A 23,263-nucleotide genomic window follows, 5' to 3' on the forward strand; every position below is an offset into this window, starting at 1 on the left:
CTTAGCGCTCCGCCATTGAGGTGACTGCCCGGCTGATGATGATCTTCTGCACGTCCGACGCACCTTCGTAGATGCGCAGGGCGCGGATTTCGCGATACAGCGTCTCGACCGGATGTCCGGAACGAACGCCGTCACCGCCATGAATCTGCACGGCGGCGTCGATGACGCGCTGGGCGGACTCGGTTGCGTAAAGCTTGGCCATCGCCGCTTCGCGCGACACGCGCGCGGCGCCCATGTCCTTGGCCCACGCCGCGCGATAAACCAGCAGCGCCGCGGCATCGATGTCGAGCGCCATGTCGGCGATGTGGCCCTGCACCATCTGCAGCTCGCCAAGCGGAGCACCGAACAGATGACGCGAGCCGGCGCGACCCACGGTTTGGTCGAGGGCGCGACGGGCAAAGCCGAGCGCCGCGGCGCCGACCGTGGTGCGGAACACATCGAGAGTCGCCATCGCGATCTTAAAGCCATCGCCCGGCTTGCCGATCAGAGCCGATGCCGGCACGCGGCAGTTCTTGAAGGCAATGCGGGCGAGCGGATGCGGCGCGATGACTTCGAGGCGCTCGGCAATCGACAGGCCGGGATTCGAGCCCTCGACGATGAAGGCCGACAGGCCCTTGGCGCCGGGCGCTTCACCCGTGCGTGCGAAAACAACGTAAAGATCGGCAATGCCGCCGTTAGATATCCAGGTCTTCTCGCCGTCGATGACCCAGGCGTCACCGTCACGTTTCGCACTCGTGGTGATGTTGGCGACATCGGAGCCCGAGGCCGCTTCCGACAGCGCGAAGGCGGCAATCGCTTCTCCGGCGCGCGTTTTCGGCAACCACGCCGCGCGCTGCGAGGGCGAGCCGAACAGCGAGATCGGCCCGGCGCCGAGTCCCTGCATGGCGAAGGCAAAATCGGCGAGACCGGAATGCCGCGCCAGGGTCTCGCGCGACAGCGCCAGCGTGCGAACGTCGAGCTTGTCGCTTTCAGTTGCCGGCGCGGTATGCGCGAGAAAACCTCCCTGCCCCAACGCCTTCACCAATTTACGGCAAGCGGCATCGACATCGTGATGATCGACCGCTTGGAGGTTCGCCTGCGCCCAGGCGTCGATCTTCGCCGCATAGGCGCGATGCGTGTCGTCGAAGAACGGCCAGGTGAGGAAGGATTTATCGGGCATGGCAACATCCTGACGTGAGCGCACTTTCCCCCGTTCGCCCCCGCGAAAGCGGGGGCCCAGAAAGCCAAGAACTGGGTCCCCGCTTTCGCGGGGACGAACGGAGTATGAGGCCGCACATCGCCATCAATCCCCCGCGAAAACCGGCTTGTCTTTGGCGACGAAGGCGTCATAGGCGCGGCGGAAATCGCGCGTCTGCATGCAGATCGCCTGCGCCTGCGCCTCGGCCTCAATCGCCATCGGCAGCGACATCGACCACTCCTGGGCCAGCATGGTCTTGGTCATCATGTGCGCGAAGGTCGGCCCGGCGACGAGCTGTTGCGCCAGCGTGATCGCCTCGCCCTCGAGCTGCGCTGCGTCGGTCAGCCTGTTGAAGAAGCCCCAGCGCTCGCCTTCATCCGCCGACATCGTGCGGCCGGTGTAGAGCAACTCGGCAGCACGGCCCTGACCGATGACACGCGGCAGCATGGCGCAAGCGCCCATGTCGCAGCCGGCGAGGCCGACGCGCGTGAACAGGAATGCGGTCTTTGCCGCCGGCGTGCCGATGCGCATATCGGAGAACAGCGCGATCATGGCGCCGGCGCCGACGCAGACGCCATCGATCGCGGCGACGATCGGCTGCGGCGCGGCATTCATTGCCTTGACCAGATCACCGGTCATGCGGGTGAACGCGAGCAGCCCCTTCATGTCCTTGTCGAGCAGCGGACCGATGATGTCGTGCACATCGCCGCCGGAGCAGAAATTGCCGCCATTCGAAGCGATCACCACCGCCTTGATATCGTCGGCATAGGTCAGCGCGCGGAAGGTGTCCCGCATCTCGGCGTAGGATTCGAAGGTCATCGGATTCTTGCGCTCAGGGCGGCTGAGCGACATCACCGCCACCTTGCCTTCGACGCGCCAGTTGAAGTGTTTCGGCTTGTAGTCGGCCATGGTCATGATTGCGTTTCTCCCCGGCTCAATTGCGCAAGACCGCCGAGCATCTCGATCAAGTGTTCCGCCTCGGCGGCATCGAAATCGGCAAGCAGTTCGTCGACCCATCTTTCGTGCGCCTTGGCGATATCGGCAAACTGTGCCGCGCCCTTCGGCGTCAGGCGCACGATGAAAGAACGCCGGTCATTGGCCGGCGCCTGCCGCAACACCAGCTTTTCGCCGGCAAGACGGTCGATGATGCCGGTGACATTGCCGTTCGACACCATCAGCATGCGCGACAATTCGGTCATGTTCATGCCGTCCGGCTTGCGCGCCAGCGCCGCCATGACGTCGAACTGCGGCAACGTGATCGCATACTCCTTGCGCAGTCTTTCGCGCAGTTCTGCCTCGATGGCGCGGGCGGCGCGCAACAGCCGCAGCCACAGCCGCAGGCGCTGTTTGCTGAGCGGACGCACCGGCACCTTCAGCTTCGCGTTCGTCATACCGGGCCTCCCGTGACCGCGATGGCCTGACCATTCACCGAACCGGACGATGGCGCGCACAGATAGAGCACGGTTTGCGCCACTTCCTCCGGCGTGATGAGACGGCCGTGCGGATTGTCCTTTGCCAGTTCGGCCCGCGAGGCTTCCGCATCGCGGCCGGTCTTCGACACGATGGTGTCGACCGCGCCGGCAAGCAGCGGTGTATCGGTGAATCCGGGACACACCGCGTTCACCGTCGTGCCCTTGGGCGCGAGTTCGACGGCGAGCGCGCGCATCAGGCCGACGACGCCGTGCTTGGCGGCAACATAAGCCGCGACATAAGGATAGCCTTTGAGACCGGCAGTCGAAGCGACGAACACAATGCGCCCGCCCGGATGGCGCGTGACGTCCGCGAGCGCGGCCTGCACGGTGTTGAAAGCGCCGGTGAGATTGACGCCGATCATCTGTTGCCAGTGCGCAGCATCGATTTTCGCGGCGGGAGCACTCGCCGCCATGCCGGCATTGGCGATGACGATGTCGATAGGACCATGCGCGGCGCGCGCCGTCTCGACCATCGCCTTGCATTCGGTACCGCTCGTGATGTCGGCAACGATCGCGCTCGCCTTCGGCAACTCCTTTGATAATTCTTTGGCCATCGCCTCGAGCGGCGCCGCGCGGCGGCCGACAAGCGACACCGATGCGCCTTCGGCCGCCAGTGCATGGGCGATCGCGGCGCCGATGCCGGAGCCGCCGCCCGTCACTAATGCGTGCTTGCCCGAAAAGAGCTTGCCAGCGAGCAGCGCCATCACACCTTCCCCGTCATCACCTCGGCCCGCGACTTCAGGCGATACATCTGATCGCGACCGCGCCAATACGGCTTCGGCCAGGCGACGCTATGGTCGTTGGCGTCAGCGGCCGCGTGCAAAGTCCAGTACGGGTTGGACAGATGAGGACGCGCGAGGCAAACGAGATCGGCGCGGCCGGCCATCAAGATCGAGTTGACGTGATCCGGCTCGTAGATATTGCCGACTGCCAGCGTGGCGACACCGGCCTCGTTGCGGATGCGATCCGAGAAAGGCGTCTGGAACATGCGGCCGTAGACGGGCTTCGCCTCCAGCGTGGTCTGACCCGCCGACACGTCCACCATGTCGACACCAGCCTCGTGCAGGATACGCGCGATCGCGACGGCGTCCTGCGGCGTGATGCCCTTGTCGCCGACCCAGTCGCAAGCCGAGATACGCACCGAGATCGGCTTGTGATCCGGCCACACCTTGCGCACCGCATGGAAGACCTCCAGCGGGAAGCGCAGCCGGTTCTCGAGGCTACCGCCGTACTCATCGGTGCGGATGTTGGTAATTGGCGTGATGAAAGCCGACATCAGATAGCCGTGGGCGTAGTGCAGTTCGAGCCAGTCGAAGCCGGCGCGCTCGCCCATCTGCGCGGCACGGACGAAGTCGTCGCGGATTTGGTCCATGTCGGCGCGAGTCACCGCGCGCGGCGTCTGGTTTTGCGGGCTCCACGGCACATCGGACGCCGAGACGATCGGCCAGTTGCCGGATTTGAGGGGCGCATCGCTGTCTTCCCAGCCGAGCTGGGTCGAGGCTTTCGGCCCCGCGTGACCGAGTTGCAGCGCGATCTTGGCGTCGGATTCCGCATGCACGAAATCGACGATGCGTTTCCACGCGGCTTCATGCTCGGGCGCATACATGCCGGTGCAGCCGGGCGTGATGCGGCCTTCCGGCGACACGCAGGTCATTTCGGTGAACACCAGGCCGGCGCCGCCCTTGGCGCGCTCGGCATAGTGCACCAGATGCCAATCGGTCGGCGTGCCACCCTCGGCGCGGTACTGCGCCATCGGCGAGACGACGACGCGGTTCTTGAGTTCGAGGCCACGCACCTTGAGCGGCACGAACATCGGCCGGTGCGCTTCTTTCGGTTCGGCGCCGGTCGCCTGCCGCTCGAACCACTTCTCGGCGCCGGCGAGCCATTGGCCGTCGCGGGCGCGCAGGTTCTCGTGGCTGATGCGCTGCGAGCGGGTCAGCAGCGAATAGTTGAACTGCACCGGGTCGAGATGCAGATAGCGCTCGACTTCCTCGAACCATTCGATCGAGTTGCGCGCGGCGCTCTGCAGCCGCAGCACTTCCACGCGGCGCTCATCCTCGTATCGCGCGAAAGCCGAGGCCATGTCCTTTTCGGTGTCGATGTAGTTGGCCAGCGCAATGGCGCTTTCCATGGCGAGCTTGGAACCCGAGCCGATCGAGAAATGCGCGGTCGCCGCGGAATCGCCGAGCAGCACGACATTGCCGGTCGACCAGCGCTCGCACAGGACGCGGTTGAAATTGAGCCAGGCCGAGCCGCGCAGATGCCGCGCATTCGACATCAACTTGTTGCCGTTGAGATACCTGGCGAAGATTTTCTCGCAATAGGCGATGGTCTCGTCGGTCGACATCCTGTCGAAGCCGGCCTTCTTCCAGGTCTCCTCGGTGCACTCGACGATGAAGGTCGCGGTGTCGGCATTGAACTGGTAGGCGTGCACCCAGATCCAGCCGTGCTCGGTTTCCTCGAAGATGAAGGTGAAGGCGTCATCGAACTTCTGACGCGTACCGAGCCAGATATATTTGCAGGCGCGCACGTCGATATTCGGCTTGAACACGTCGGAGAAAGCCTCGCGCACGCGCGAATTGACGCCGTCCGCGCCGACGATGAGGTCGAAGTCCTTGTAGGTTTCGATCGGCTGCGCTTCGGTCTCGTAACGGATTTCGACGCCCAGCTCGGTCGCGCGCTCCTGCAGGATATTCAAAAGCCGCATGCGGCCGATGCCGGAGAAGCCGTGACCGCCCGAGCGCATCACCGCGCCGCGATAATGCACGGCGATGTCGTCCCAGTAGACGAAGCTGTCGCGGATCGCCTTGGCGCTCTTGGCGTCGTTGACATCGAGATTGTCGAGCGTGTCCGCCGACAGGACCACGCCCCAGCCGAAGGTGTCGTCCGGCTTGTTGCGCTCGACCACCACCACCTCGTGGGCGGGATTGCGCAGTTTCAGCGAGATCGCAAAATAAAGTCCGCCCGGGCCGCCGCCCAGAATGACGGTTCGCATTGCCGCACGCATCGGCCCGCTCCGTGGCTGGTTTCCAGCGCAGTCTGCGAAAGTCCGGAGATATAAGCAACCTAAATATTTTAGATGTAAAGTATTCTCGGAAGGCTGCGAGGGAGCTAGTCTTGGGCCCTCTCTTGGCTCCTGACTTAGGTCCTGCCTCGGGCGCTCTTCGCCCTCGGAAGCGGTTCACCCTGTTGCGAAGTCCGGGTTGCCGCTTAAGCCCTTGGGTGCAATGAATTAACGCCGGGACAGTGCGTAACAGTTAAGAGTGTGCGTGATGAAGGCGATCATTATCGGCGGCGGCGTCGGCGGACTGACAACGGCTCTGATGTGCCACGCCCGCGGTATCGACTGCGAGGTCTATGAGCAGTCGGAGACGATCCGCGAACTCGGCGTCGGTATTAACACCCTGCCCCACGCCATCAAGGAACTCAAAGACCTCGGCCTGCTCGAGCGGCTCGATGCGGTTGCGATCCGCACTTATGAACTATTCTACGCCAACCGCTTCGGCCAGACCGTCTGGCACGAATTGCGCGGCACCGATGCCGGCTTTGAAGTGCCGCAATTCTCCATCCACCGCGGCCGCCTGCAGGGCGTGCTGTATCAGGCCGGCCGCGCCCGTCTTGGCGAAAGCAAGATTTTCACCGGCCACCGCCTCGGCCACTTCATGCAGGACGAGTCCGGCGTCTCGGCCTATTTCTTCGACCGCCAGGGCCGTCACATCAAGACCGCGCGCGGCGACGTGTTGATCGGCGCTGACGGCATCCATTCTTTCGTGCGCGCCAAACTATTCCCGCAGGAGAGCCCGGCCATCTGGAACGGCACGATCCTGTGGCGCGGCGCGGTCGACTGGCCGCAGTTCATGACCGGCCGCTCGATGATCATCGCCGGCGGCATGCAGGCGAAGTTCGTGCTCTATCCGATCGCCGAAGGCTCGGCGCCGGACCGCCGTCTTACCAACTGGGCGGTCATGGCCAAGGTCGCCGCGGGCGGCGCACCGCCGAACAAGGAAGACTGGTCGCGCCAGGGACGCTGGGACGATTTGCGGCCCTATGTGCAGAAGTTCAACCTGCCGTTCCTCGACGTGTCGCACCTCATCGAAGCGAGCGGTGAGTTCTGGGAATATCCATTGTGCGACCGCGAGCCGCTGCCGCGGTGGTCCCATGGCCGCGTGACTTTGCTCGGCGACGCCGCGCATCCGATGTACCCGGTCGGTTCCAACGGAGCCTCGCAGGCGATCCTCGATGCGCGCTGCCTCGCCGATAAACTCAAGTCGGCTGACAATGCCATGCATGCGCTTTGGCAGTATGATCAGGAGCGCCTGCCGATGACCACGCAGATCGTGCTGATGAACCGCAAAGGCGGCCCGGAAGGCGTCATCGATGCCATCGAAGCCCGCGCGCCGGACGGCTTCAGCAATATCGACGACGTGTTGTCCTACGAAGAGCGCAAGGCCATCGTGCGCGGCTATGCCTCGACGGCCGGCTTCGCCAAGACGCAGGTCAACAAGGCGGCCTGATTCCGCCGAGGCCGCGCTGGCGCGCGGGTGCGGATCGCAAGATGCGTTTGGCCGTCACATCAAGCGCTTCGCTCGCAAGATGTGCGGCGGCGGCCTCGCGCACGCTAAGCGCGCGGTGCAACGCCATGAACGCTGCGGCGAAAAGCGCGATTTCCAGAAAGAGAACCAGTTGCACCACCTACCCCATTCGCGGACGATAATACCGCGAGACAACTTGTGGTTCATATCGCAAGCAACTGATGGTGAATGGCCTCGGACTCGAACCGCTCAATTTTTCCGGATTTTATTTCTTCACCCTCCCCCGAAGGGGGAGGGTGGCGCCGCGCGCTTCACACTTTTCGTCATTCCGGGGCGCGGCCTCTTAAGGCCATAGCGCGTCGAAGACGCGCGTAAACGCGCTTTTGCCCAGGATCCATATCCCCGGTGCTGCGGCGTATGGATTCCGGATCGCCGCTATCGCGGCGTCCGGAATGACGGACGCGATTCATCGCCCGCATTGTTTGGTCGTCCCCGGGCAGGCCGCATTTCCTGTCGCCCCGGATGTCGCTGTCGCTCATCCGGGCTACACGCTCTCGATAGAACGAGGGCGCACGGAACGCCGGGGCTGCAGCAGCCCCGCAGCCTCGTGTGAGTGTGAGTTAGATTTCACACGAGTTAGTCACCACGGAATTGCCGAGCTTCCGGCGTCCCGCGCGCGGTGTTTGTAGGTTTGCTCGGCTCGGCCCCCGGTGGGCAGACATTGTGAGGCGGCTCATCTTGGCGACCAGCCACCTAACCACCGCTGTGGGGCCTCGATGGCGCGACTTGTACCGTGACCAAACGCGCTGACCCCTCTCCCGCCTTCGCTTCGCTCAGGCACCCTCTCCCCCAAGGGGAGAGGGGAAGAAAGAAGGAGAGGGAAAGAGAGAAGCAAAAAAGGCCGGGCGATTGCCCGGCCTTCTCAGTGATTGCTGCGGTCCGTCGCTGGATTCCGGGTTCGCGCGTTGCACGCGCGCCCCGGAATGACGGTGTCACGCCGAAGGCGGCGGCGGCAGGAACATGACCTCGTGGCGGGCGGAGAGTTCGACCACCTGCTCCGGGATCTGCTCCTTCATCGAGTGGATCGCCCAGAACAGGTCATAGAGCTTGCGCGTCGGCGAGACCCAGAAGAAGCACTTCACCGTCTGGTCCTGCTTGTTGAAGATGCCATGCGGGATGCCCATCGGCAGGCGGATGACGTCGCCGGCGGTGGCGACGAATTCCTTGCCGTCCAGCACCAGATCGAGCCGGCCCTCAAACAGGTAAATGAACTCGTCCTGCGTCGGGTGGATGTGCGGCGGCACGAAGGTGCCGGGCGGAAATGTCGCATGCCAGGAGAACGAGCTCTCGCACAGCGACTTCGGCACATAGGTCTGGCCGAGGATGTTCCAGGAGATGCCCTCGATCCCGGTGCCGGCCTTGGTGATGCCGGCGGTCAGCGTCTGCATGTCTTCACTCCGATGGTTCATGGTCGTTGGCGTTGCCGGGACGGCGGCCGGTGCGGCCAGTGCCGCAGTGCGGTGATCCAGCCAGGCCTTCAGCGTCGCGGGGAGGATGCCGTACGGCAACGCGTTAATCCTTTCAGCCCGAAGCTTCCCTTCCTTAGCACGCGGTTTTTCGCGCCGACGACAAACCGCGCATTGCAGTAAATAGTGCCACTCCACCCCCCGCCCATGCTTAAAGATAGGGCTTCCCAGGGGAGATATTTTATATCTAAAATATCTGAGGTGGAGTAGCCAGGTCAATGGTGGCCGGGCATAGTTCAGCAGCGGACAAAGGCGCGCGGCAGTCGCGGCATCGTCTTGTTCCCGTCATTTCCTTGAAGGGGTAGAGCAATGGTCAACAAGTTGCTGGTTTCGGTGGCCGCGGCCGCACTGATGGTGGCAAGCGGCGCGCAAAGTCCGGTTTCTGCTCAGGAGAAGTTGAAGATCGGTGTGGTCACCACGTTGTCGGGCCCGCCGGCCTCGCTCGGCCAACAGCTCCGCAACGGCTTCCTGCTGGCGGTGAAGGAAAACGGCGGCAAGTTAGGGGGCCGTGAAGTCGAAGTGATCGTGCAGGACGACGAGCTGAAGCCCGACGTCGCCGTCACCAAGGCCAAGGCGCTGGTCGACCGCGACAAGGTCGATTTCGTTGTCGGCCCGATCTTCTCCAACATCCTCGGCGCGATCATGAAGCCGGTGACCGAAGGCGGCGCCATCCTCATCTCGCCGAACGCCGGCACCTCGAACTTCGCCGGCAAGGACTGCAACCCGAACTTCTTCGTCACCTCCTACCAGAACGACCAGAACCACGAGGTGATGGGCAAGTACGCGCAGGATGCGGGCTTCAAGAAGGTCTTCATCATGGCGCCGAACTATCCGGCGGGTAAGGACTCGCTCGCGGGCTTCAAGCGCTTCTATAAGGGCGAACTGGCCGACGAAGTCTATGTGCCGCTCAACCAGCTCGACTATTCGGCCGAACTGTCGCGCATTCAGGCCTCCGGCGCCGATGCGATCTTCGTGTTCCTGCCCGGCGGCATGGGCGTGAACTTCGTCAAGCAGTTCCGCCAGGCCGGCCTTGCCGACAAGATCAAGTTCCTGTCGGCCTTCACCGTCGATGAATCGACGCTGCCGGCGCAGAAGGAAGCCGCGCTCGGCTTCTTCGGCGGCGCCAACTGGGCGCCCGATCTCGACACGCCGCAAAACAAGAAGTTCGTCGCGGCCTACGAGAAGGAATTCGGCGGCGCGATTCCGGCGACCTATGCCTTCCAGGCCTATGACGCGGCGCTGCTGATCGACGGCGCGCTGAAGAAGACCGGCGGCAAGACCGACAACAAGGACGCGCTGCGGGCGGCGATGCAGTCTGCGCCGTTCACCTCGCTGCGCGGCAAGTTCAAGTTCGGCAACAACCACTACCCGATCCAGGACTTCTACCAGGTGAAGGTGGTGCAGGTCGGCGACAAGTTCGCCACTTCGATCGACAAGAAGGTGTTCACGGATTACCAGGATCCGCACGCCAAAGACTGCAAGATGAAGTAGCTGCTCTTCACCTCTCCCATAGGGAGAGGTCGGATTGCGAAGCAATCCGGGTGAGGGGTTATGGACTTTAATTGAGTCACTTGCCCCCTCACCCCAACCCTCTCCCCAAAGGGGAGAGGGCGCGCGCCGAGTGAGCGGCCCGCGCGTCAATCCACCTCGGCTTCAATGCGTAGGGTGTTCTGGATCACCAAGCCATGTCCTTCACCCTCTTCATCGTCCAGACCCTGAACGGCCTGCAGTTCGGCGTGCTGCTGTTCCTGATCGCGGCCGGGCTGACGCTCGTGTTCGGCGTCATGGATTTCATCAACCTCGCCCACGGCGTCCAGTACATGCTGGGCGCCTATCTGGCGGTGATGTTCTATGCGCTGACCGGCTCCTTCGTGCTGGCGCTGATCCTCGCGCTCGGCGCGGCTTTGGCCTTCGGTCTGCTGCTCGAATTCACCGTGTTCCGCCATCTCTATGACCGCGACCATCTCGAACAGGTGATCGCGACCTTCGGCATCATCATCTTCCTGAACCAGGGCGTGAAGGTGGTGTGGGGCGCCGCGCCCCTGAACCTGCCGATGCCCGAGGCGCTGGCCGGCACCGTTCAACTGATGCCCGGGCTGGTCTATCCAGTGTGGCGTCTGGTGATCATCGCCTCCGGCCTGATCGTCGGGCTTGTTCTCTATATCCTCGTCTCGCGCACACGCGTGGGCATGCTGGTGCGCGCCGGCGCGACCCATGCCCGCATCGTCTCGGCGCTCGGCGTCGACATCCGCCGCCTGTTCATGATCGTGTTCGGTTTCGGCACTATGCTGGCGGCCTTCGCCGGCGTCATGATCGCGCCGATCCTCTCCGTTGAACCAGGAATGGGCGACTCGGTGCTGATCCTGGCCTTTGTCGTCATCGTCATCGGCGGCATCGGCTCGATGCGCGGCGCCTTCATCGCAGCGCTGCTGATCGGCCTGGTCGATACGCTCGGCCGCTCGTTCATGATCGATATCCTGCGGCTGTTCATGGCGCCCTCGCCGGCACGCACGGTTGGCCCGGCCATCGCCTCGATGTTGATCTATGTGCTGATGGCGCTGGTGCTGTATTTCCGGCCGGCCGGCCTGTTTCCGGCCAAAGGACGATCGTGATGGGGCGCTCGTGATGATGTCGACGCTCGCTCCCGCCACGTCCGCGCGCCATAGCGGCCGGATCGAGATTGCCGTGGTGGCGATCTTCGCGCTGCTGGCGCTGGTGCCCTTCGCCGCCGCCTTCGGCGCCCAGAGCTTCATCCTCAATCTGTTCGTCCGCGTGATGGTGTTCGCCATCGCCGCGCTGGCGGTCGACTTCCTGTGCGGCTTCGGCGGGCTCGTGACATTCGGCCATGCCGCCTTTGTGGGCTTAGGGGCCTATACGGTGGCGATCGCCGGCGCGCATGGCATAACCGACATGGGCGTCACGTTGCCGCTGGCGATCCTGGTGAGCGCGCTGTTCGCCTATGTCACCGGCACGATCTGCCTGCGCACCAGCGGCGTCTACTTCATCATGATCACATTGGCCTTCGGACAGATGGCCTATTTCATCGCCGGCTCGCTGGCGCCCTATGGGGGCGACGACGGCATCACGTTGCCGTCGCGCTCGACCTTGTTTGGCCTCGAAGTCTTCAAGGACGACCGCGCGCTGTATTACGCGACCCTCGGCCTCCTCATCGCTGCCTATCTCCTTTTGCGCGCGGTGGTCTATTCGCGCTTCGGCCGCGTGTTCCGCGGCGCACGCGAGAACCCGACGCGCATGGCCACCATCGGCTTCGACGTGTTCCGCTATCAGCGCATCGGTTATGTGATCGCCGGCGGCCTCGGCGGCCTTGCCGGCTTCCTGCTCGCCAATGCGACCGAGTTCGTCAGCCCGGCCTACATGTCGTGGCAGCGCTCGGGCGAACTCATCATCATGGTGATCTTCGGCGGGCTGAGCACGCTCTATGGCGCCATTGTCGGCGCCGCCGCCTATCTGCTGCTCGAAGAGGTGCTGGCCGGCTTCACCGAGAACTGGAAGCTGATCTTCGGCCCCCTGCTGGTGCTGATCGTGCTGTTCGCGCGCGGTGGCATTGTCGGCCTCATCACCACCATCAAGGCGAGGCTGACCCGTGGCTGACGCCGTGCTGCTGATCGAAAACCTGCGCAAGCGCTTCGGCGGCCTCGTCGTCACCGATGGCGTGACGCTGGAGATTGGCCCCGGCGAGCTGCACGCGGTCATCGGACCGAACGGCGCCGGCAAGACGACCTTGATCCATCAGGTATCCGGCACGCTGACGCCGGACGACGGCCGTATTCTCCTGAACGGCACCGACATCATGCACCTGCCGCCGGACGAGCGCGCCAAGCTGGGCCTCGCGCGGTCGTTCCAGATCACGTCGGTGCTGCCACGCTTTTCCGCGCTGGAGAACGTCGCGCTCGCGGTGCAGGCGCGCTCCGGCTCGAGCTTCCGTTTCCTGCGTCCCGCCGCAAGAGAAGCCGAGCTTAACGACCAGGCGATGGCCGCACTCACCGAAGTTGGTCTCGACACCAGAGCCGATATTCTCGCCGCGCACCTGTCGCACGGCGAAAAGCGCGCGCTGGAGCTGGCCATCGCGCTGGCGCTTGAACCCAAATTGTTGCTGCTCGACGAGCCGATGGCCGGCACCGGCCCGGAGGAATCCGAGCGCATCGTCGCGGTGCTGCAGAAGCTGAAGGGCCGCTTTGCCATGCTGCTGGTCGAGCACGACATGGACGCGGTGTTTGCGCTGGCCGACAAGATTTCGGTGCTGGTCTATGGCCGCGTGCTGGCGAGCGGTACGCCGCATGCGGTGCGCAACGATCCGGCGGTGACCGAAGCCTATCTCGGCGAGGAGCTCGAATAATGCTCCATATCGAGAATCTCGCCGCTTCCTACGGCCCCGCCCAGGTGCTGTTCGACATCTCGTTCTCCGTCAATGACGGCGAGGTGGTGACTTTGATTGGCCGCAACGGCATGGGCAAGACCACCACCATCTTCACACTGATGGGGCTGGTGCCGCCGCAGTCAGGCAAAGCCAGTTTCGACGGCAAGCCGTTGCTCGGCCTGCCGCCTTATTCCATCGCCCAAACCGGCATCGGCCTGGTGCCGGAAGGCCGCCAAATCTTCCCGACGCTCAGCGTCGAGGAAAATCTGATCGCCACGAATGCTTCGAGATTCGGCGCGCCGCAATGGACGCTGCCGCGCGTCTACGAGCTGTTTCCGTCGCTGGCCTCGCGCAAGAACAACATGGGCAACCAGCTCTCCGGCGGCGAACAGCAGATGCTCGCGATCGGCCGCGCGCTGATGACCAACCCGAAGCTGCTGATTCTCGACGAGGCCACCGAGGGCCTGGCGCCGAAGATCCGCACCGAGATCTGGAACTGCCTGATGCTGCTGAAAAAGCAGGGCCAGGCCATCCTCGTGGTCGACAAGCACATCAGCGCCCTGATGAAGATCGCCGACCGGCATGTGGTGATCGAGAAGGGCCGCACGGTGTGGAGCGGGACGTCAGCGGAGCTGGGCGCGGATACGACTGTTCGGCAGCGCTATCTGCAAGTATAAGATTCGCCTCTGCGTGAGGAGAATTTCATGTCCGACGGCACCGTCCATCTGTCTCGCAACGGCAACGTTGCGACCATCCTGTTCGACCGGCCGCAGGCCCGCAACGCCATGACCTGGGGCATGTATGAGGGGTTGGCCGCCGCCTGCGCCGATCTGGCCAAGGACGACAGCATCCGCGTCACCGTGCTGCGCGGCGCCGGCGGCAAGGCCTTCATCGCCGGTACCGACATCGCGCAGTTCCTCGAATTCTCCAGGTCCGAGCAGGGCAGCGAGTATGAGGAGAAAATGGAGCGCTACCTCTCGGCGCTCGAATCCCTGCCAATGCCGACCCTCGCCGTGGTCGAAGGCTGGGCGATCGGCGGCGGCATGGCGATTGCCGCCTGCTGCGATTTGCGCATCGCGACACCGGGCACGAAATTCGGCGTGCCGATCGCGCGCACGCTCGGCAATTGTCTGTCGGTCGCCAATTACGCGCGGCTGGTCGCCGGCATCGGCGCGGCGCGCACCAAGCGCATGATGCTGATGGCCGAGAACGTGGCGGCAGAGGATGCGCTGGCCGCCGGCTTCCTGATGGAGGTCGTCGATCCGGCGGCGCTCGACGAACGCGTTGCCGCCATTTGCGCGCAGCTCGCCGCCAACGCGCCGGTCACCATGCGTGTCACCAAGGAGGCGATCCGCCGCCTGCAGCACGCCGGCCTGCCGGATGGCGACGACCTCGTGCGCGCGGCCTATGGCAGCGAGGATTTCCGCGAAGGCGTCAGGGCTTTCGTTGAGAAGCGCCCGCCGCAATGGAAGGGAAAGTGAATATCGTCGCCCGCGAAAGGGGGGACCTAGCGTTTCTTTACGACATGAACAGGAAGAACCGGATCATCCGCCTTCGCAGATGATGACGAAGGAGCGCTATCGCTCTTTGTAACTTTCCCCCGCGATCCAGGCCGCGACCGCGGCGCCAATGCCCTCGCCCGGCGTCAGGAGCGCCTGCCAGTCGGCCGGCGCCGGCTTAAGCGCGATCATCCAGGCCTCGCCGAAGGCGTCCTGCATCAGAAGCTGCGGCCGGGCGACCAGCGCCTCGTTGTGTGCGATCACGGTGCCGTCGAACGCCGCGCGCGCCGCGCCGACCCACTTGCCGCCCTCGACCATGGCGAACCATTTGTCCTTGTCAAAGGTCTGGCCGATGCGCTTGGGCGTGAACACCAGCACCTCGCCCATCAGCTTCACCGCCCAGGTGGTGAAACCGGCACGCACCGTGCCGTCCGGCAGCGGCATGTACCAGATCTGGTTCTCGACATCGTAGAAGCGATCTTCCGGAAACTCGAAGCCCTGAACCTGGGACATATCACACGCTCAAAATGTGAGCACGCGGGCTTCACCTTCCATGACCGTCTGGATCATGGCGGCTGCGCCCATCATGCCGCTGCATTCGGCGATGAGATCGATGTCGTCCTTGTCGAACAGTTCGAGATTGGCGGGACAGGCCCAGAGACGGACGCCCTGGTCGTGCGCCTCCCTGATCCAGTCGAGCACGGTCTTGTCCTCGCTGGCCTTGATGCGGATCGCTTCGGCGACGCCCTTGAACATCAACTTGCCGGCGGTGGCCGTGCAGAGCAGGTCAACCTCGTAATCCATCGCCGCGGCGACCGCGGCGTAATAGAACGGCGCGGCGAGTTCCTCCGGATTGCGCGGGTCGGTGTTCATCAGAACGATGAGAAGCCGGCGCGCCGCCGTGCGTTCCCCGTTCATTGCAGGTCCACTTCCTCGACCTTGAGCTTGCGGCCCCACTGGTCGAAGAAGGCGCCTTCATTGAGCACGAGACGGTCGTCGCTCAGCCGGGATTCCAACTCGCGTAACTTGATGCGAGCGGTCGGATTGTCGAGCGGGCCGCCATGGATATCGACGACGGGAAAGAACGCCGCGCCATTCCAGGAGACGCCGGCGCCGGCGAACAAAACGGTTAGTTCGCCCCAGTCCACCTCGGTGCCGATGATGTTGAGATAGGTCGAGACCAGCGGATTGACCTTGATCTCCGAGATATCGACCAGCACGATCAGCGCCGTGAAAGAGCCGGTCGCGGCGAATTCCGCGGCGAGCCACTGCTCGAAAGTCGTCACGGTGTCAGAAGTCGACAAGCGGCGTCTCCGGCATGTAGTGCTCGAACAGCACCCAGAACGACTGCGGATGGGTTTCGGCGTACCAGTCCTCGAACGCGCGGAGCACAGCGAGCACATCCGGCGGCGGCGCCTCGTCGTCGGGCGGCGCCAGCGCCGCGAACATCTCCTTCGACACCGCGGAAAAACGCGACAGGGTTTCAGTACGCGCCTCGCTGTCACTGTCCCAGCCGAGCTTGGTGCGCAGGATGCCGTTGCCGGCAGCAACCGCGATCTCCTCGCTCTCGGCCGTCGCCACCGCTTCGGCCACCGAGCGCATGAGATTGTAACGGCGATAGGCGAAGGCGCGCTCGTCGGCGAAGCGCTTGGTGCGCTCGGCAAATTCGCGGCGCAACGCCTCCTCGGCGGCGCCGGCGTTTTCGGCGAAGTCCTTCAGCGTGTCGAGGAACGACGAGGCTGGCGTCATCCGGCTCTCCTGTTGCGCGGGTTGGCGCCGGACGACGGCGGAAGTGGCGGAAGAGAGAGGGAGTCGAACCCACCAAGGACCGGCTCGCGGCCCCTCCCGGATTTGAAGTCCGGACGCCCCACCGGGGACGATTCTCTTCCAGAAACGTGACTCTCGGTCATGTCCGCCCCGCGGCGGAATAGATCGAGCCTGTGCTTGTTGATGCGCCGTAGATCGCCGCGGCGCAAGGTGACGCCGTGACGGTCGAAAAACTCCAGAATCTGGATCGCGACCTTGCGGCCATTGTCGACACGGTCGCGGAACTGGGCGGCGGTGAACTGGCCGCCCTCGGCCTTGGCCGCGCAATCGACAATGATATCGACCATCTCGGCCACGGTGCCGCGCAGGAAGAAGTGGTCGTGCGCGACCTCGTCCACCTTGCCCATACGGCCGAGCAGCTTGAACAGTCGGCGCACGTCCGGCTCGCGGATGTCGAGCAGGCCGGCGATGTCGCGCACGCGCGGCGGCCGGAACCGCTCGTCACCGCCGATCAGCGGCGCGATGGCACGCCAGGCCTTCTCGTCCTCGGGCGTGAGGCGGACCTCGTGGCCCTTGAGCCTCACCCAGGCGCCGTCGAGCGCCACCTCGCCGGTTTTCACGAGCTGATGCAGGAAGGCGATGAAGCTAGGGGCCGGCAGGCGCAGCTGCATCTGCATACGTAGCGGCTCGAGGCCGAGGCCGGGCAGATCGGGATGATCGGCGTGGAATTTCGTCAGCGTCTCCAGCACGGCGCGCTTAAGACCGAGCCAGCGCGCCGCCGACAGCGCCAGCGTGGCATTGCCGGCTTGCACCGTGAGCGCATCGCAGGCTTGGACCAGCGCCGCGGCGTCATCCGCCGACAGGGCGCGATCACGGGCAAAGGCGACAATATCGACATGATAAGGCGGACGATCCAGGAGCGCGGCGAGCGCGGCCTGCGGATCGGCGAGCGCGTGGGCGGCCAGCTGCGCCAGACGCTCCGGGGTGCGGCGCTTGCGCGCCGGGGCGCGCAGATCGAGAAACTTGCCGCCACCGATGGTGCGTTGGGCGGTGGTGTCGCGCAGCACGAAGCGATCGCCAGAAGCGGCGGCGATCGGATGATCGAGCACAAGCTGGATGAGAGCTTCCGCGCCGGGCGCGATGGCCTCGTCGCCAAGCAATACGATGCGCGCGGCCACATCGGACGCGCCGTGATGCAGGCGCACCGGGGTCCATTGCGCGACCGGTCGGGTCTCGGTAGCGAGCAGCTTGAACGTGGCGTCGATGCGGTCGGTCGGCGCATGGAGCGCCGGGTCGAGCACCATGGAGCCGCGTGCGATAGCGTCCTTGGTGATGCCGTCGCCGGCGAGATTGAGCGCGCAACGCTGGCCGGCAAGGCCGCGCTCGGTCGGGCGATCCTGCGCATGGATCGAACGCACGCGGGCTTCGAGACCGGCCGGACTGACCAGCACATGATCGCCGACATTCACAGCGCCCGACAGCACCGTGCCGGTGACGACGGTGCCGGTGCCTTGCAAGGTGAAGGAGCGGTCGACCGCCAAGCGGAAGCGGCCTTGCGACGAACGCGCCTTGATGCGCCCCGCCTCATCGAACAGATAATCGCGCAGCAACTCGACGCCATCGCCGGTCACGGTCGAGACCGGCAGCACGTCGATGCCTGCGAGCGAGGTGGTCGCCAGCGCATTCTGGATATCGGTGGTCACCGCCGCGATGCGCTCGGGCGTGACGAGATCGGCCTTGGTCAGCGCGACGATGCCGCGCTCGATGCCCAAGAGATCGACGATGGCCAGATGCTCGCGCGTCTGCGGCATGACTCCGTCATCGGCGGCGATCACCATGAGCACGAAATCGATGCCGGTGGCGCCGGCCAGCATGTTGTGCACGAACTTCTCGTGGCCCGGTACGTCGATGAAGCCGAGCACAGAACCGTCCGGCGCCGGCAGATAGGCAAAGCCGAGGTCGATGGAGATGCCGCGCGCCTTCTCTTCCTTGAGGCGGTCGGTGTCGCGGCCGGTGAGCGCGCGCACCAGCGAGGTCTTGCCATGGTCGATATGGCCGGCGGTGCCGATGATCATGCGGGCACCTCCAGCGGTTCACCGGCGCGGCGCTCGGCCTCGGCTTTTTCGTCGGGCGTCAGCGTGGCGCGCACGGCGTCGAAGAAACGCGCTGCCAGCGGGCTGCCGCCATTGCGCGCGCGCAGCAGCCACGTCATCGCGTTGACCGCATCGCGCGGCACGCCGGAACCGAGATGATAGGCCGCCCCGAGCATGGCCTGGCCGTCGGCATCGCCGCGTTCGGCGCCCTGCCGCCACCAGTGCACGGCCAGATCAGCATCGCGCGGCACGCCGAGCGCATTGTGGTGGATCATGCCCAGGCGCGTCATCGATGCGGCGACACCTTGCGCGGCGGCGCGTTCCGCCCATTCGCGCGCGGCCACGACATCCGTGTCGATGACATCGCCTTCCAGCAGCATCCAGCTCAACATGTCCTGCGCGGTGGCATCGCCCTGCGCGGCGGCGGCGCGATAGAGTTCGGCGGCGCGGGCATTGTCCTGCTCGACGCCGTCGCCTTTGAAATAAAGCGTGGCGAGATTGCGCTGGCCGATGGCGTCGCCGCCGTTGGCCGCCACCGTGAGCCAGCGTTCGGCGAGCTTGACGTCGCGCTCGACGCCCATGCCTTCATTGAAGCAGGCGCCGATATTGTTGGCGGCGCGGGCGACGCCGGCATGGGCCAGCGGCGTCCAGAGATCGAGCGCGGTCTGATAGTCGCCGCGCGCGGCCGCATCATAGGCCGCCGCCATGCGGTCGGCGACATCCGGCTCGGGTCGTTTGCGCGCGCCGAACCAGCCCATCACGGCGCCTCCAGTTTCGCCAGATTGGCGAGGAAGCCGTCGACGTCCTCGAGGCAGCGCAGATCGAACAGCAGCGCGTCCTTCTCGATGCGGCCGACTACCGGCACCGGCAGCTTGCGCAGCGCGTTGGACAGCGCATTGAGACGACCGCCGCCCTTGACGACCGGCGCGATCGACACGGCAAGGCTCGGCAGTGTCTCGACCGGCATGGCGCCGGAACCGACCTGGCTTGAACAAGGTTTGCTTTCGACCTTGTAATTGCGTCCAAGCTTCTCTTTCAGCGCCGGCACGATGCGCGCGGCGACCGCCTGCATGTCCTTCACCGGCCGCGCCAGGAGCCGGTAGGTCGGCAGCGTTTGCGTGAGACGGTCCGGATCGCGATAGAGCCTGAGCGTCGCCTCGATCATGGCGAGGCGGATCTTGTCGACGCGCAGCGCGCGCTTCATCGGGTTCTTGTTGAGCTTGCCGATCAGATCCTTGCGGCCGACGATAAATCCCGTCTGCGGGCCGCCGAGCAGCTTGTCGCCCGAGAAGGTGACGAGATCGGCGCCTTCGGCGACGGCTTCCGCCACCGTCGGCTCATGCTTGAGGCCGTAGCGGGTGAGATCGACCAGAGTGCCGGAGCCGAGGTCGTTGACCAGCGGCACCTTGTGCTCATGCGCGAGCTTGGCGAGATCGCGCGCCGGCACTTCCTTGGTAAAGCCCTCGATGCGGTAGTTCGAGGTGTGGACCTTCAGGATGAGGCCGGTGCTGTCGCCGATCGCGCCGACATAGTCTTTCATATGGGTGCGATTGGTGGTACCGATCTCTACCAGCTTGGTCCCTGCCCGGCTCATGATGTCGGGCATACGGAAGGCACCGCCAATCTCGATGAGTTCGCCGCGCGAGACGATGGATTCCTTGCCCTTGGCGAAAGTGTTGAGCGTCAGCAGCACCGCAGCGGCGTTGTTGTTGACGATGGTGGCATCTTCTGCCCCGGTCAGTTCGCAGAGCAGGTCGCGCACCAGTTCGTCGCGCTCGCCGCGCTTGCCGCCACCAAGATCGAACTCCAGCGCCACCGCATTGCGCATGGCGACTGTGGCGGCCTCGACCGCCGCCTCGGCAATCAACGCGCGGCCGAGATTGGTATGCAGCACCGTGCCGGTGAGATTGAAGACCGGCTTGAGATTCGGCTCAGCCTGCTTTTCCAGACGGGCCGTCGCGGCGGCGGCGAAAGCATCTGCATCGTCAGCCTCGCCGCTCGCGCGGGCCTCGGCAATCGCCTCGCGGACGGCAGCAACGGTAGCGCTGCGGCCAAAGCGTTCGGCGGCGGCGACCGCCACCGCGTGGCGCATCACCTCGTCGACCGAGGGAAGCTTGCGGAGGGCCCCAAGAGATTTAGGCGCTTGGGCTTTGGCCATCGCGCGCCTCAATAGCCGAGCATGAAGGCGTTAACCGCGCCGCGCCGATAGCCACCCTCGCGCACCAGAAGATCGAGCGCCAGGCTGGCCACGTCGTCGGCCACCGGGTCCAGCGCGGGGTTGGCCACCTGCTGCATGATCTTCACGTAGCCGTGGCACTTGTCGCAGGTCTCGGCGCGAATCTGCTTGTCATGCTCGACATGCTGATAACCGATGCCGCCGGTCTCGCCGCACAGAGTGCATTTGATGCGGACGTAGTTCCAGCTCGTCGCGCACAGCGAGCAGACGCAGTAACGCGTGTTGTGCGCGCCTTCCCAGCCAACGACCAGCGACGCAACCGGCGGGCCGCCGCAGCACGGACAGGCGCCGTCGCCGACAGGAACGAGTTTCTTCGGCTCGAGCCGCGCCGCCATGCGTGCGAAATGAACCTGCAGCGCGGCGGCGACATAAATATGGTCCGCCAGCGCTTCGACCGGAACGCGATCGGAGAGCACCGCGCTCGCCATGGCGGCGCGCTGGCCTTCGCTGGCGGTCGCGGCGCGCTCGAGCGCGGCCCGCGCGGCGTCCGGCATTTCCATGTCCTTCGACTGGGCGAACAGCCGGGCGAGCGTGGTGTCGTAGGCCTCGTCGGCGGTGAACCGCGTACGGTCGAGCGGCGGCATGGCGTGCTCGCGAGCGCGCACCAGCACCGCGTCGGCCGGCATGTCCGGCTCGGGCAGACCGTCCTGCAGATTGTGCTGGATGCCGCTCAACTGCCCGAGGAAGTTCAGATAGGGGCCGAGCTGATGCTCCGTCGCCAGCGAATGGAAACGGTGAGCGCGCAACGCGAAGAGGGTTGTGGGATCGGGAAGTCTGACAAAGGGCGGCTCGGCGATCTGACCGATCGGAACCGGCTCATGCCGGGGCGCGCCAACACTACCACTCATAATTCACGAACCCTCCGGGCCACGTGTCTTAACTGATATGCGACCGGCTTGTTTTTATCTGGGCTTCTTATTTAGGCGTGGCGCTCCGAAAGCGCCACGCCTTTATTTTTAAGACTTCGGGCCGCCAGCCAGCTCGCGGAGCCATTTGCGGTGATGCCGCCAGGCCCAGCCGCCGGACACCTGGCCCCGCGTCATGGCGCTGATGGTTCCCCGCACCCAGATCGCCGCGTAAACGTGGACGATCCAGACACAGATGATCGTCACCGCCGCGAGCGCGTGGATCAGCACAGCGAAACGCTTGGTTTCGACCGTCGAATAGGCCGCGAAGTACTGGTCCCAGATCAGGATGCCGCTCACGATCAATGTGATGATCAGGATCGACATCGACCAGAACACGATCTTCTGGCCGGCATTGTACTTGCCGACTTCCGGCAACCGCTCCTCGCGGCCGCCAAGCACATCGGCGAGCCGCGCCATCCAGGTGCCGTCTTCCGAAGACCACAGGTTCGCCCGCCAGAATCGGACGAACAAGCCGGCAAAAGAGAAGAACAGCACCACGCCGATCCAGGGATGGATCGCGCGCGTCCACTGTCCGCCGCCGAACAGGCCGGTGAGGAAGAACAGGCTCGGGTGGAACAGCGCCAGACCGGAGAGCGCGAGCAGGATCAGGCAGGTTGCCGTGACCCAGTGATTAGCGCGCGCGCTCGCCGTGTAGCGGTCGACCTTCACCGGATGACCCGGATGGATGGCGTCACCCCGCTCGACATCGTAAGCCGTCATGACGCCTTCCCCTTTCCAGCCAGTTCTTCGGCCTTCCGTTCCTCTTCCTCCGAAACCTTGTTAGGTCCGGTGACGAGGTGGTGGATCACGCCGATCGCCGCGAAGGCCGCCATGGCCGCGAGGCCGGCGTACTTGGTGGCGCCCTTCCACAATTCCACGATCGGGCTGATGCGCGGATTGTCCGGAAGTCCCGCATAGATATGTGGCTGGTCGTTGTGATGCAGGACGTACATCACGTGGGTGCCGCCGACGCCCGGCGGGTCGTAAAGGCCGGCATTCTTGAAGCCGCGCGACTTGAGGTCCTTGATGCGGCCCTCGGCGTGCTTCTTCATTTCGTCCTTGGTGCCGAACACGATCGCTTGCGTCGGGCAAGCCCGCGCGCAAGCCGGACCCTGGCCGACGGCCACACGGTCCGAGCACAGAGTGCACTTGTAGGCCTTGTTATCGACCTTGCTGATGCGGGGAATGTTGAAGGGGCAGCCCTTCACGCAATAACCGCAACCGATGCACTTGTCGTGATCGAAGTCGACGATGCCGTTGGAGTACTGCACGATGGCGCCGGGCGCCGGGCAGGCCTTGAGGCAGCCCGGATCGGCGCAGTGCATGCAGCCATCCTTGCGGATGAGCCATTCCAGATTCTTCGTTTCCGGATTGACCCATTCGGTGAAGCGCATCGTCGTGAACATCTCGGGCGTCAGGTCGAGCGGATTGTCATAGACGCCGTGGTTGATCCCCACGGGCGTGCGCATGTCGTTCCACTCGAGGCAAGCCACCTCGCAGGCCTTGCAGCCGATGCACTTCGACACGTCGATGAGCTTGGCCACCGGCGTGAGCTGTTTCGCCGGCGGCGAGATGTTCGATGCCGAACGCTTGACCAGGTCTTCCTGACCGTAAGTCGGCTTGACGTTGCCGGTTGGAGCGGGAGGGAGAATGAAGCTGACCATTGTTCTGCCCT

At 64.7% G+C, this 23,263-nt stretch carries 23 protein-coding genes, 1 tRNA gene and 1 pseudogene; 7 read left to right on the forward strand and 18 right to left on the reverse strand.

Going from position 1 to position 23,263, the window contains the following annotated elements:
- Position 1 precedes the first annotated feature (1 nt).
- The 5 genes from E8Q40_RS19655 to E8Q40_RS19675 all read right to left on the reverse strand — a co-directional run bounded on the left by E8Q40_RS19655 (position 2) and on the right by E8Q40_RS19675 (position 5,644).
- On the reverse strand, positions 2 to 1,159 hold the full coding sequence (locus E8Q40_RS19655; protein WP_137046121.1) for an acyl-CoA dehydrogenase family protein: 1,158 nt from the start codon (positions 1,157 to 1,159) through the stop codon (positions 2 to 4).
- Positions 1,160 to 1,282: 123 nt separating this feature from the next.
- The gene (locus E8Q40_RS19660; protein WP_168197967.1) at positions 1,283 to 2,086 is read right to left on the reverse strand and encodes an enoyl-CoA hydratase family protein; all 804 of its coding nucleotides are present in this window, start codon (positions 2,084 to 2,086) and stop codon (positions 1,283 to 1,285) included.
- A 2-nt stretch (positions 2,087 to 2,088) separates the two neighbouring features.
- Positions 2,089 to 2,568 carry a MarR family winged helix-turn-helix transcriptional regulator gene (locus E8Q40_RS19665; protein ID WP_137046122.1) on the reverse strand — a complete coding sequence of 160 codons (480 nt, stop codon included), beginning with the start codon at positions 2,566 to 2,568 and terminating at the stop codon, positions 2,089 to 2,091.
- Positions 2,565 to 3,347, reverse strand: a complete 783-nt coding sequence (locus tag E8Q40_RS19670; RefSeq protein ID WP_370455270.1) for an SDR family NAD(P)-dependent oxidoreductase — start codon at positions 3,345 to 3,347, stop codon at positions 2,565 to 2,567. The genes E8Q40_RS19665 and E8Q40_RS19670 overlap by 4 nt, the downstream gene beginning before the upstream one ends.
- Before the next feature lie 5 nt (positions 3,348 to 3,352).
- Positions 3,353 to 5,644: a bifunctional salicylyl-CoA 5-hydroxylase/oxidoreductase gene (locus E8Q40_RS19675; RefSeq protein WP_137046842.1), complete on the reverse strand. Its 2,292-nt coding sequence runs from the start codon at positions 5,642 to 5,644 to the stop codon at positions 3,353 to 3,355.
- 277 nt (positions 5,645 to 5,921) lie between these two features.
- On the opposite strand from E8Q40_RS19675, the gene E8Q40_RS19680 reads away from it, so the two are divergent.
- Positions 5,922 to 7,163: a flavin-dependent oxidoreductase gene (locus E8Q40_RS19680; protein WP_137046124.1), complete on the forward strand. Its 1,242-nt coding sequence runs from the start codon at positions 5,922 to 5,924 to the stop codon at positions 7,161 to 7,163.
- On the opposite strand, the gene E8Q40_RS19685 is transcribed toward E8Q40_RS19680, so the two are convergent.
- Both E8Q40_RS19685 and E8Q40_RS19690 read right to left on the reverse strand, forming a co-directional pair.
- Positions 7,147 to 7,338: a hypothetical protein gene (locus E8Q40_RS19685; protein ID WP_137046125.1), complete on the reverse strand. Its 192-nt coding sequence runs from the start codon at positions 7,336 to 7,338 to the stop codon at positions 7,147 to 7,149. The genes E8Q40_RS19680 and E8Q40_RS19685 overlap by 17 nt on opposite strands.
- An 835-nt stretch (positions 7,339 to 8,173) precedes the next feature.
- Positions 8,174 to 8,629: a cupin domain-containing protein gene (locus tag E8Q40_RS19690; protein WP_137046126.1), complete on the reverse strand. Its 456-nt coding sequence runs from the start codon at positions 8,627 to 8,629 to the stop codon at positions 8,174 to 8,176.
- A gap of 387 nt (positions 8,630 to 9,016) precedes the next feature.
- Between E8Q40_RS19690 and E8Q40_RS19695 the strand changes: the two genes are divergently transcribed.
- The 6 genes from E8Q40_RS19695 (at position 9,017) to E8Q40_RS19720 (ending at position 14,566) form a co-directional block, all read left to right on the forward strand.
- Positions 9,017 to 10,198 (forward strand): ABC transporter substrate-binding protein, encoded by a 1,182-nt coding sequence (locus E8Q40_RS19695; protein ID WP_137046127.1) that lies wholly within the window; start codon positions 9,017 to 9,019, stop codon positions 10,196 to 10,198.
- Between the two features lie 194 nt (positions 10,199 to 10,392).
- Positions 10,393 to 11,319, forward strand: a complete 927-nt coding sequence (locus E8Q40_RS19700; RefSeq protein WP_137046128.1) for a branched-chain amino acid ABC transporter permease — start codon at positions 10,393 to 10,395, stop codon at positions 11,317 to 11,319.
- 13 nt (positions 11,320 to 11,332) lie between these two features.
- Positions 11,333 to 12,319 (forward strand): branched-chain amino acid ABC transporter permease, encoded by a 987-nt coding sequence (locus E8Q40_RS19705; protein ID WP_370455211.1) that lies wholly within the window; start codon positions 11,333 to 11,335, stop codon positions 12,317 to 12,319.
- Positions 12,312 to 13,064: an ABC transporter ATP-binding protein gene (locus tag E8Q40_RS19710; protein ID WP_137046129.1), complete on the forward strand. Its 753-nt coding sequence runs from the start codon at positions 12,312 to 12,314 to the stop codon at positions 13,062 to 13,064. The genes E8Q40_RS19705 and E8Q40_RS19710 overlap by 8 nt, the downstream gene beginning before the upstream one ends.
- On the forward strand, positions 13,064 to 13,762 hold the full coding sequence (locus E8Q40_RS19715) for an ABC transporter ATP-binding protein (protein ID WP_137046130.1): 699 nt from the start codon (positions 13,064 to 13,066) through the stop codon (positions 13,760 to 13,762). The genes E8Q40_RS19710 and E8Q40_RS19715 overlap by 1 nt, the downstream gene beginning before the upstream one ends.
- A gap of 27 nt (positions 13,763 to 13,789) precedes the next feature.
- Positions 13,790 to 14,566, forward strand: coding sequence for an enoyl-CoA hydratase/isomerase family protein (locus tag E8Q40_RS19720; protein WP_137046131.1), 777 nt, complete (start codon positions 13,790 to 13,792; stop codon positions 14,564 to 14,566).
- 96 nt (positions 14,567 to 14,662) lie between these two features.
- Here the strand turns inward: E8Q40_RS19720 and E8Q40_RS19725 are convergent, their stop codons facing one another.
- The 11 genes and pseudogenes from E8Q40_RS19725 to fdxH all read right to left on the reverse strand — a co-directional run bounded on the left by E8Q40_RS19725 (position 14,663) and on the right by fdxH (position 23,252).
- Positions 14,663 to 15,097, reverse strand: coding sequence for a glycine cleavage system protein H (locus E8Q40_RS19725; RefSeq protein WP_137046132.1), 435 nt, complete (start codon positions 15,095 to 15,097; stop codon positions 14,663 to 14,665).
- A 9-nt stretch (positions 15,098 to 15,106) separates the two neighbouring features.
- Positions 15,107 to 15,502, reverse strand: coding sequence for a DsrE/DsrF/DrsH-like family protein (locus tag E8Q40_RS19730; protein WP_137046133.1), 396 nt, complete (start codon positions 15,500 to 15,502; stop codon positions 15,107 to 15,109).
- The gene (locus E8Q40_RS19735; RefSeq protein WP_137046134.1) at positions 15,499 to 15,888 is read right to left on the reverse strand and encodes a hypothetical protein; all 390 of its coding nucleotides are present in this window, start codon (positions 15,886 to 15,888) and stop codon (positions 15,499 to 15,501) included. Before E8Q40_RS19735 ends, E8Q40_RS19730 begins: the two co-directional genes overlap by 4 nt.
- Positions 15,875 to 16,333, reverse strand: a complete 459-nt coding sequence (locus E8Q40_RS19740) for a hypothetical protein (RefSeq protein WP_137046135.1) — start codon at positions 16,331 to 16,333, stop codon at positions 15,875 to 15,877. Before E8Q40_RS19740 ends, E8Q40_RS19735 begins: the two co-directional genes overlap by 14 nt.
- Positions 16,334 to 16,377: 44 nt before the next feature.
- Positions 16,378 to 16,473 (reverse strand) — tRNA-Sec (locus E8Q40_RS22060).
- Between the two features lie 123 nt (positions 16,474 to 16,596).
- Positions 16,597 to 18,426, reverse strand: a pseudogene (gene selB / locus E8Q40_RS19745) (selenocysteine-specific translation elongation factor); the annotation flags it as partial.
- On the reverse strand, positions 18,423 to 19,202 hold the full coding sequence (locus tag E8Q40_RS19750) for a tetratricopeptide repeat protein (protein WP_137046137.1): 780 nt from the start codon (positions 19,200 to 19,202) through the stop codon (positions 18,423 to 18,425). The pseudogene selB and the gene E8Q40_RS19750, both read right to left, overlap by 4 nt.
- Positions 19,202 to 20,602 (reverse strand): L-seryl-tRNA(Sec) selenium transferase, encoded by a 1,401-nt coding sequence (gene selA / locus E8Q40_RS19755; protein WP_137046138.1) that lies wholly within the window; start codon positions 20,600 to 20,602, stop codon positions 19,202 to 19,204. The genes E8Q40_RS19750 and selA overlap by 1 nt, the downstream gene beginning before the upstream one ends.
- An 8-nt stretch (positions 20,603 to 20,610) precedes the next feature.
- Positions 20,611 to 21,528 (reverse strand): formate dehydrogenase accessory protein FdhE, encoded by a 918-nt coding sequence (fdhE, locus tag E8Q40_RS19760; RefSeq protein WP_137046139.1) that lies wholly within the window; start codon positions 21,526 to 21,528, stop codon positions 20,611 to 20,613.
- Between the two features lie 108 nt (positions 21,529 to 21,636).
- Complete coding sequence (locus E8Q40_RS19765; RefSeq protein WP_168197918.1) at positions 21,637 to 22,308, reverse strand: formate dehydrogenase subunit gamma; 672 nt, start codon at positions 22,306 to 22,308, stop codon at positions 21,637 to 21,639.
- Complete coding sequence (gene fdxH / locus E8Q40_RS19770) at positions 22,305 to 23,252, reverse strand: formate dehydrogenase subunit beta (RefSeq protein ID WP_137046140.1); 948 nt, start codon at positions 23,250 to 23,252, stop codon at positions 22,305 to 22,307. The genes E8Q40_RS19765 and fdxH overlap by 4 nt, the downstream gene beginning before the upstream one ends.
- Positions 23,253 to 23,263: the final 11 nt, after the last annotated feature.

This window comes from Pseudolabrys sp. FHR47, assembly GCF_005153485.1.
Taxonomy (GTDB): Bacteria; Pseudomonadota; Alphaproteobacteria; order Rhizobiales; family Xanthobacteraceae; genus Pseudolabrys.

Coding starts and splice junctions, on each gene's coding strand:
- E8Q40_RS19655 (WP_137046121.1), bottom strand. CDS start 1,159: ATGCCCGATAAATCCTTCCTCACCTGGCCGTTCTTCGACGACACGCAT.
- E8Q40_RS19660 (WP_168197967.1), bottom strand. CDS start 2,086: ATGGCCGACTACAAGCCGAAACACTTCAACTGGCGCGTCGAAGGCAAG.
- E8Q40_RS19665 (WP_137046122.1), bottom strand. CDS start 2,568: ATGACGAACGCGAAGCTGAAGGTGCCGGTGCGTCCGCTCAGCAAACAG.
- E8Q40_RS19675 (WP_137046842.1), bottom strand. CDS start 5,644: ATGCGAACCGTCATTCTGGGCGGCGGCCCGGGCGGACTTTATTTTGCG.
- E8Q40_RS19680 (WP_137046124.1), top strand. CDS start 5,922: ATGAAGGCGATCATTATCGGCGGCGGCGTCGGCGGACTGACAACGGCT.
- E8Q40_RS19690 (WP_137046126.1), bottom strand. CDS start 8,629: ATGCAGACGCTGACCGCCGGCATCACCAAGGCCGGCACCGGGATCGAG.
- E8Q40_RS19695 (WP_137046127.1), top strand. CDS start 9,017: ATGGTCAACAAGTTGCTGGTTTCGGTGGCCGCGGCCGCACTGATGGTG.
- E8Q40_RS19700 (WP_137046128.1), top strand. CDS start 10,393: ATGTCCTTCACCCTCTTCATCGTCCAGACCCTGAACGGCCTGCAGTTC.
- E8Q40_RS19705 (WP_370455211.1), top strand. CDS start 11,333: ATGATGTCGACGCTCGCTCCCGCCACGTCCGCGCGCCATAGCGGCCGG.
- E8Q40_RS19715 (WP_137046130.1), top strand. CDS start 13,064: ATGCTCCATATCGAGAATCTCGCCGCTTCCTACGGCCCCGCCCAGGTG.
- E8Q40_RS19720 (WP_137046131.1), top strand. CDS start 13,790: ATGTCCGACGGCACCGTCCATCTGTCTCGCAACGGCAACGTTGCGACC.
- E8Q40_RS19725 (WP_137046132.1), bottom strand. CDS start 15,097: ATGTCCCAGGTTCAGGGCTTCGAGTTTCCGGAAGATCGCTTCTACGAT.
- E8Q40_RS19730 (WP_137046133.1), bottom strand. CDS start 15,502: ATGAACGGGGAACGCACGGCGGCGCGCCGGCTTCTCATCGTTCTGATG.
- E8Q40_RS19740 (WP_137046135.1), bottom strand. CDS start 16,333: ATGACGCCAGCCTCGTCGTTCCTCGACACGCTGAAGGACTTCGCCGAA.
- E8Q40_RS19750 (WP_137046137.1), bottom strand. CDS start 19,202: ATGGGCTGGTTCGGCGCGCGCAAACGACCCGAGCCGGATGTCGCCGAC.
- selA (WP_137046138.1), bottom strand. CDS start 20,602: ATGGCCAAAGCCCAAGCGCCTAAATCTCTTGGGGCCCTCCGCAAGCTT.
- fdhE (WP_137046139.1), bottom strand. CDS start 21,528: ATGAGTGGTAGTGTTGGCGCGCCCCGGCATGAGCCGGTTCCGATCGGT.
- E8Q40_RS19765 (WP_168197918.1), bottom strand. CDS start 22,308: ATGACGGCTTACGATGTCGAGCGGGGTGACGCCATCCATCCGGGTCAT.
- fdxH (WP_137046140.1), bottom strand. CDS start 23,252: ATGGTCAGCTTCATTCTCCCTCCCGCTCCAACCGGCAACGTCAAGCCG.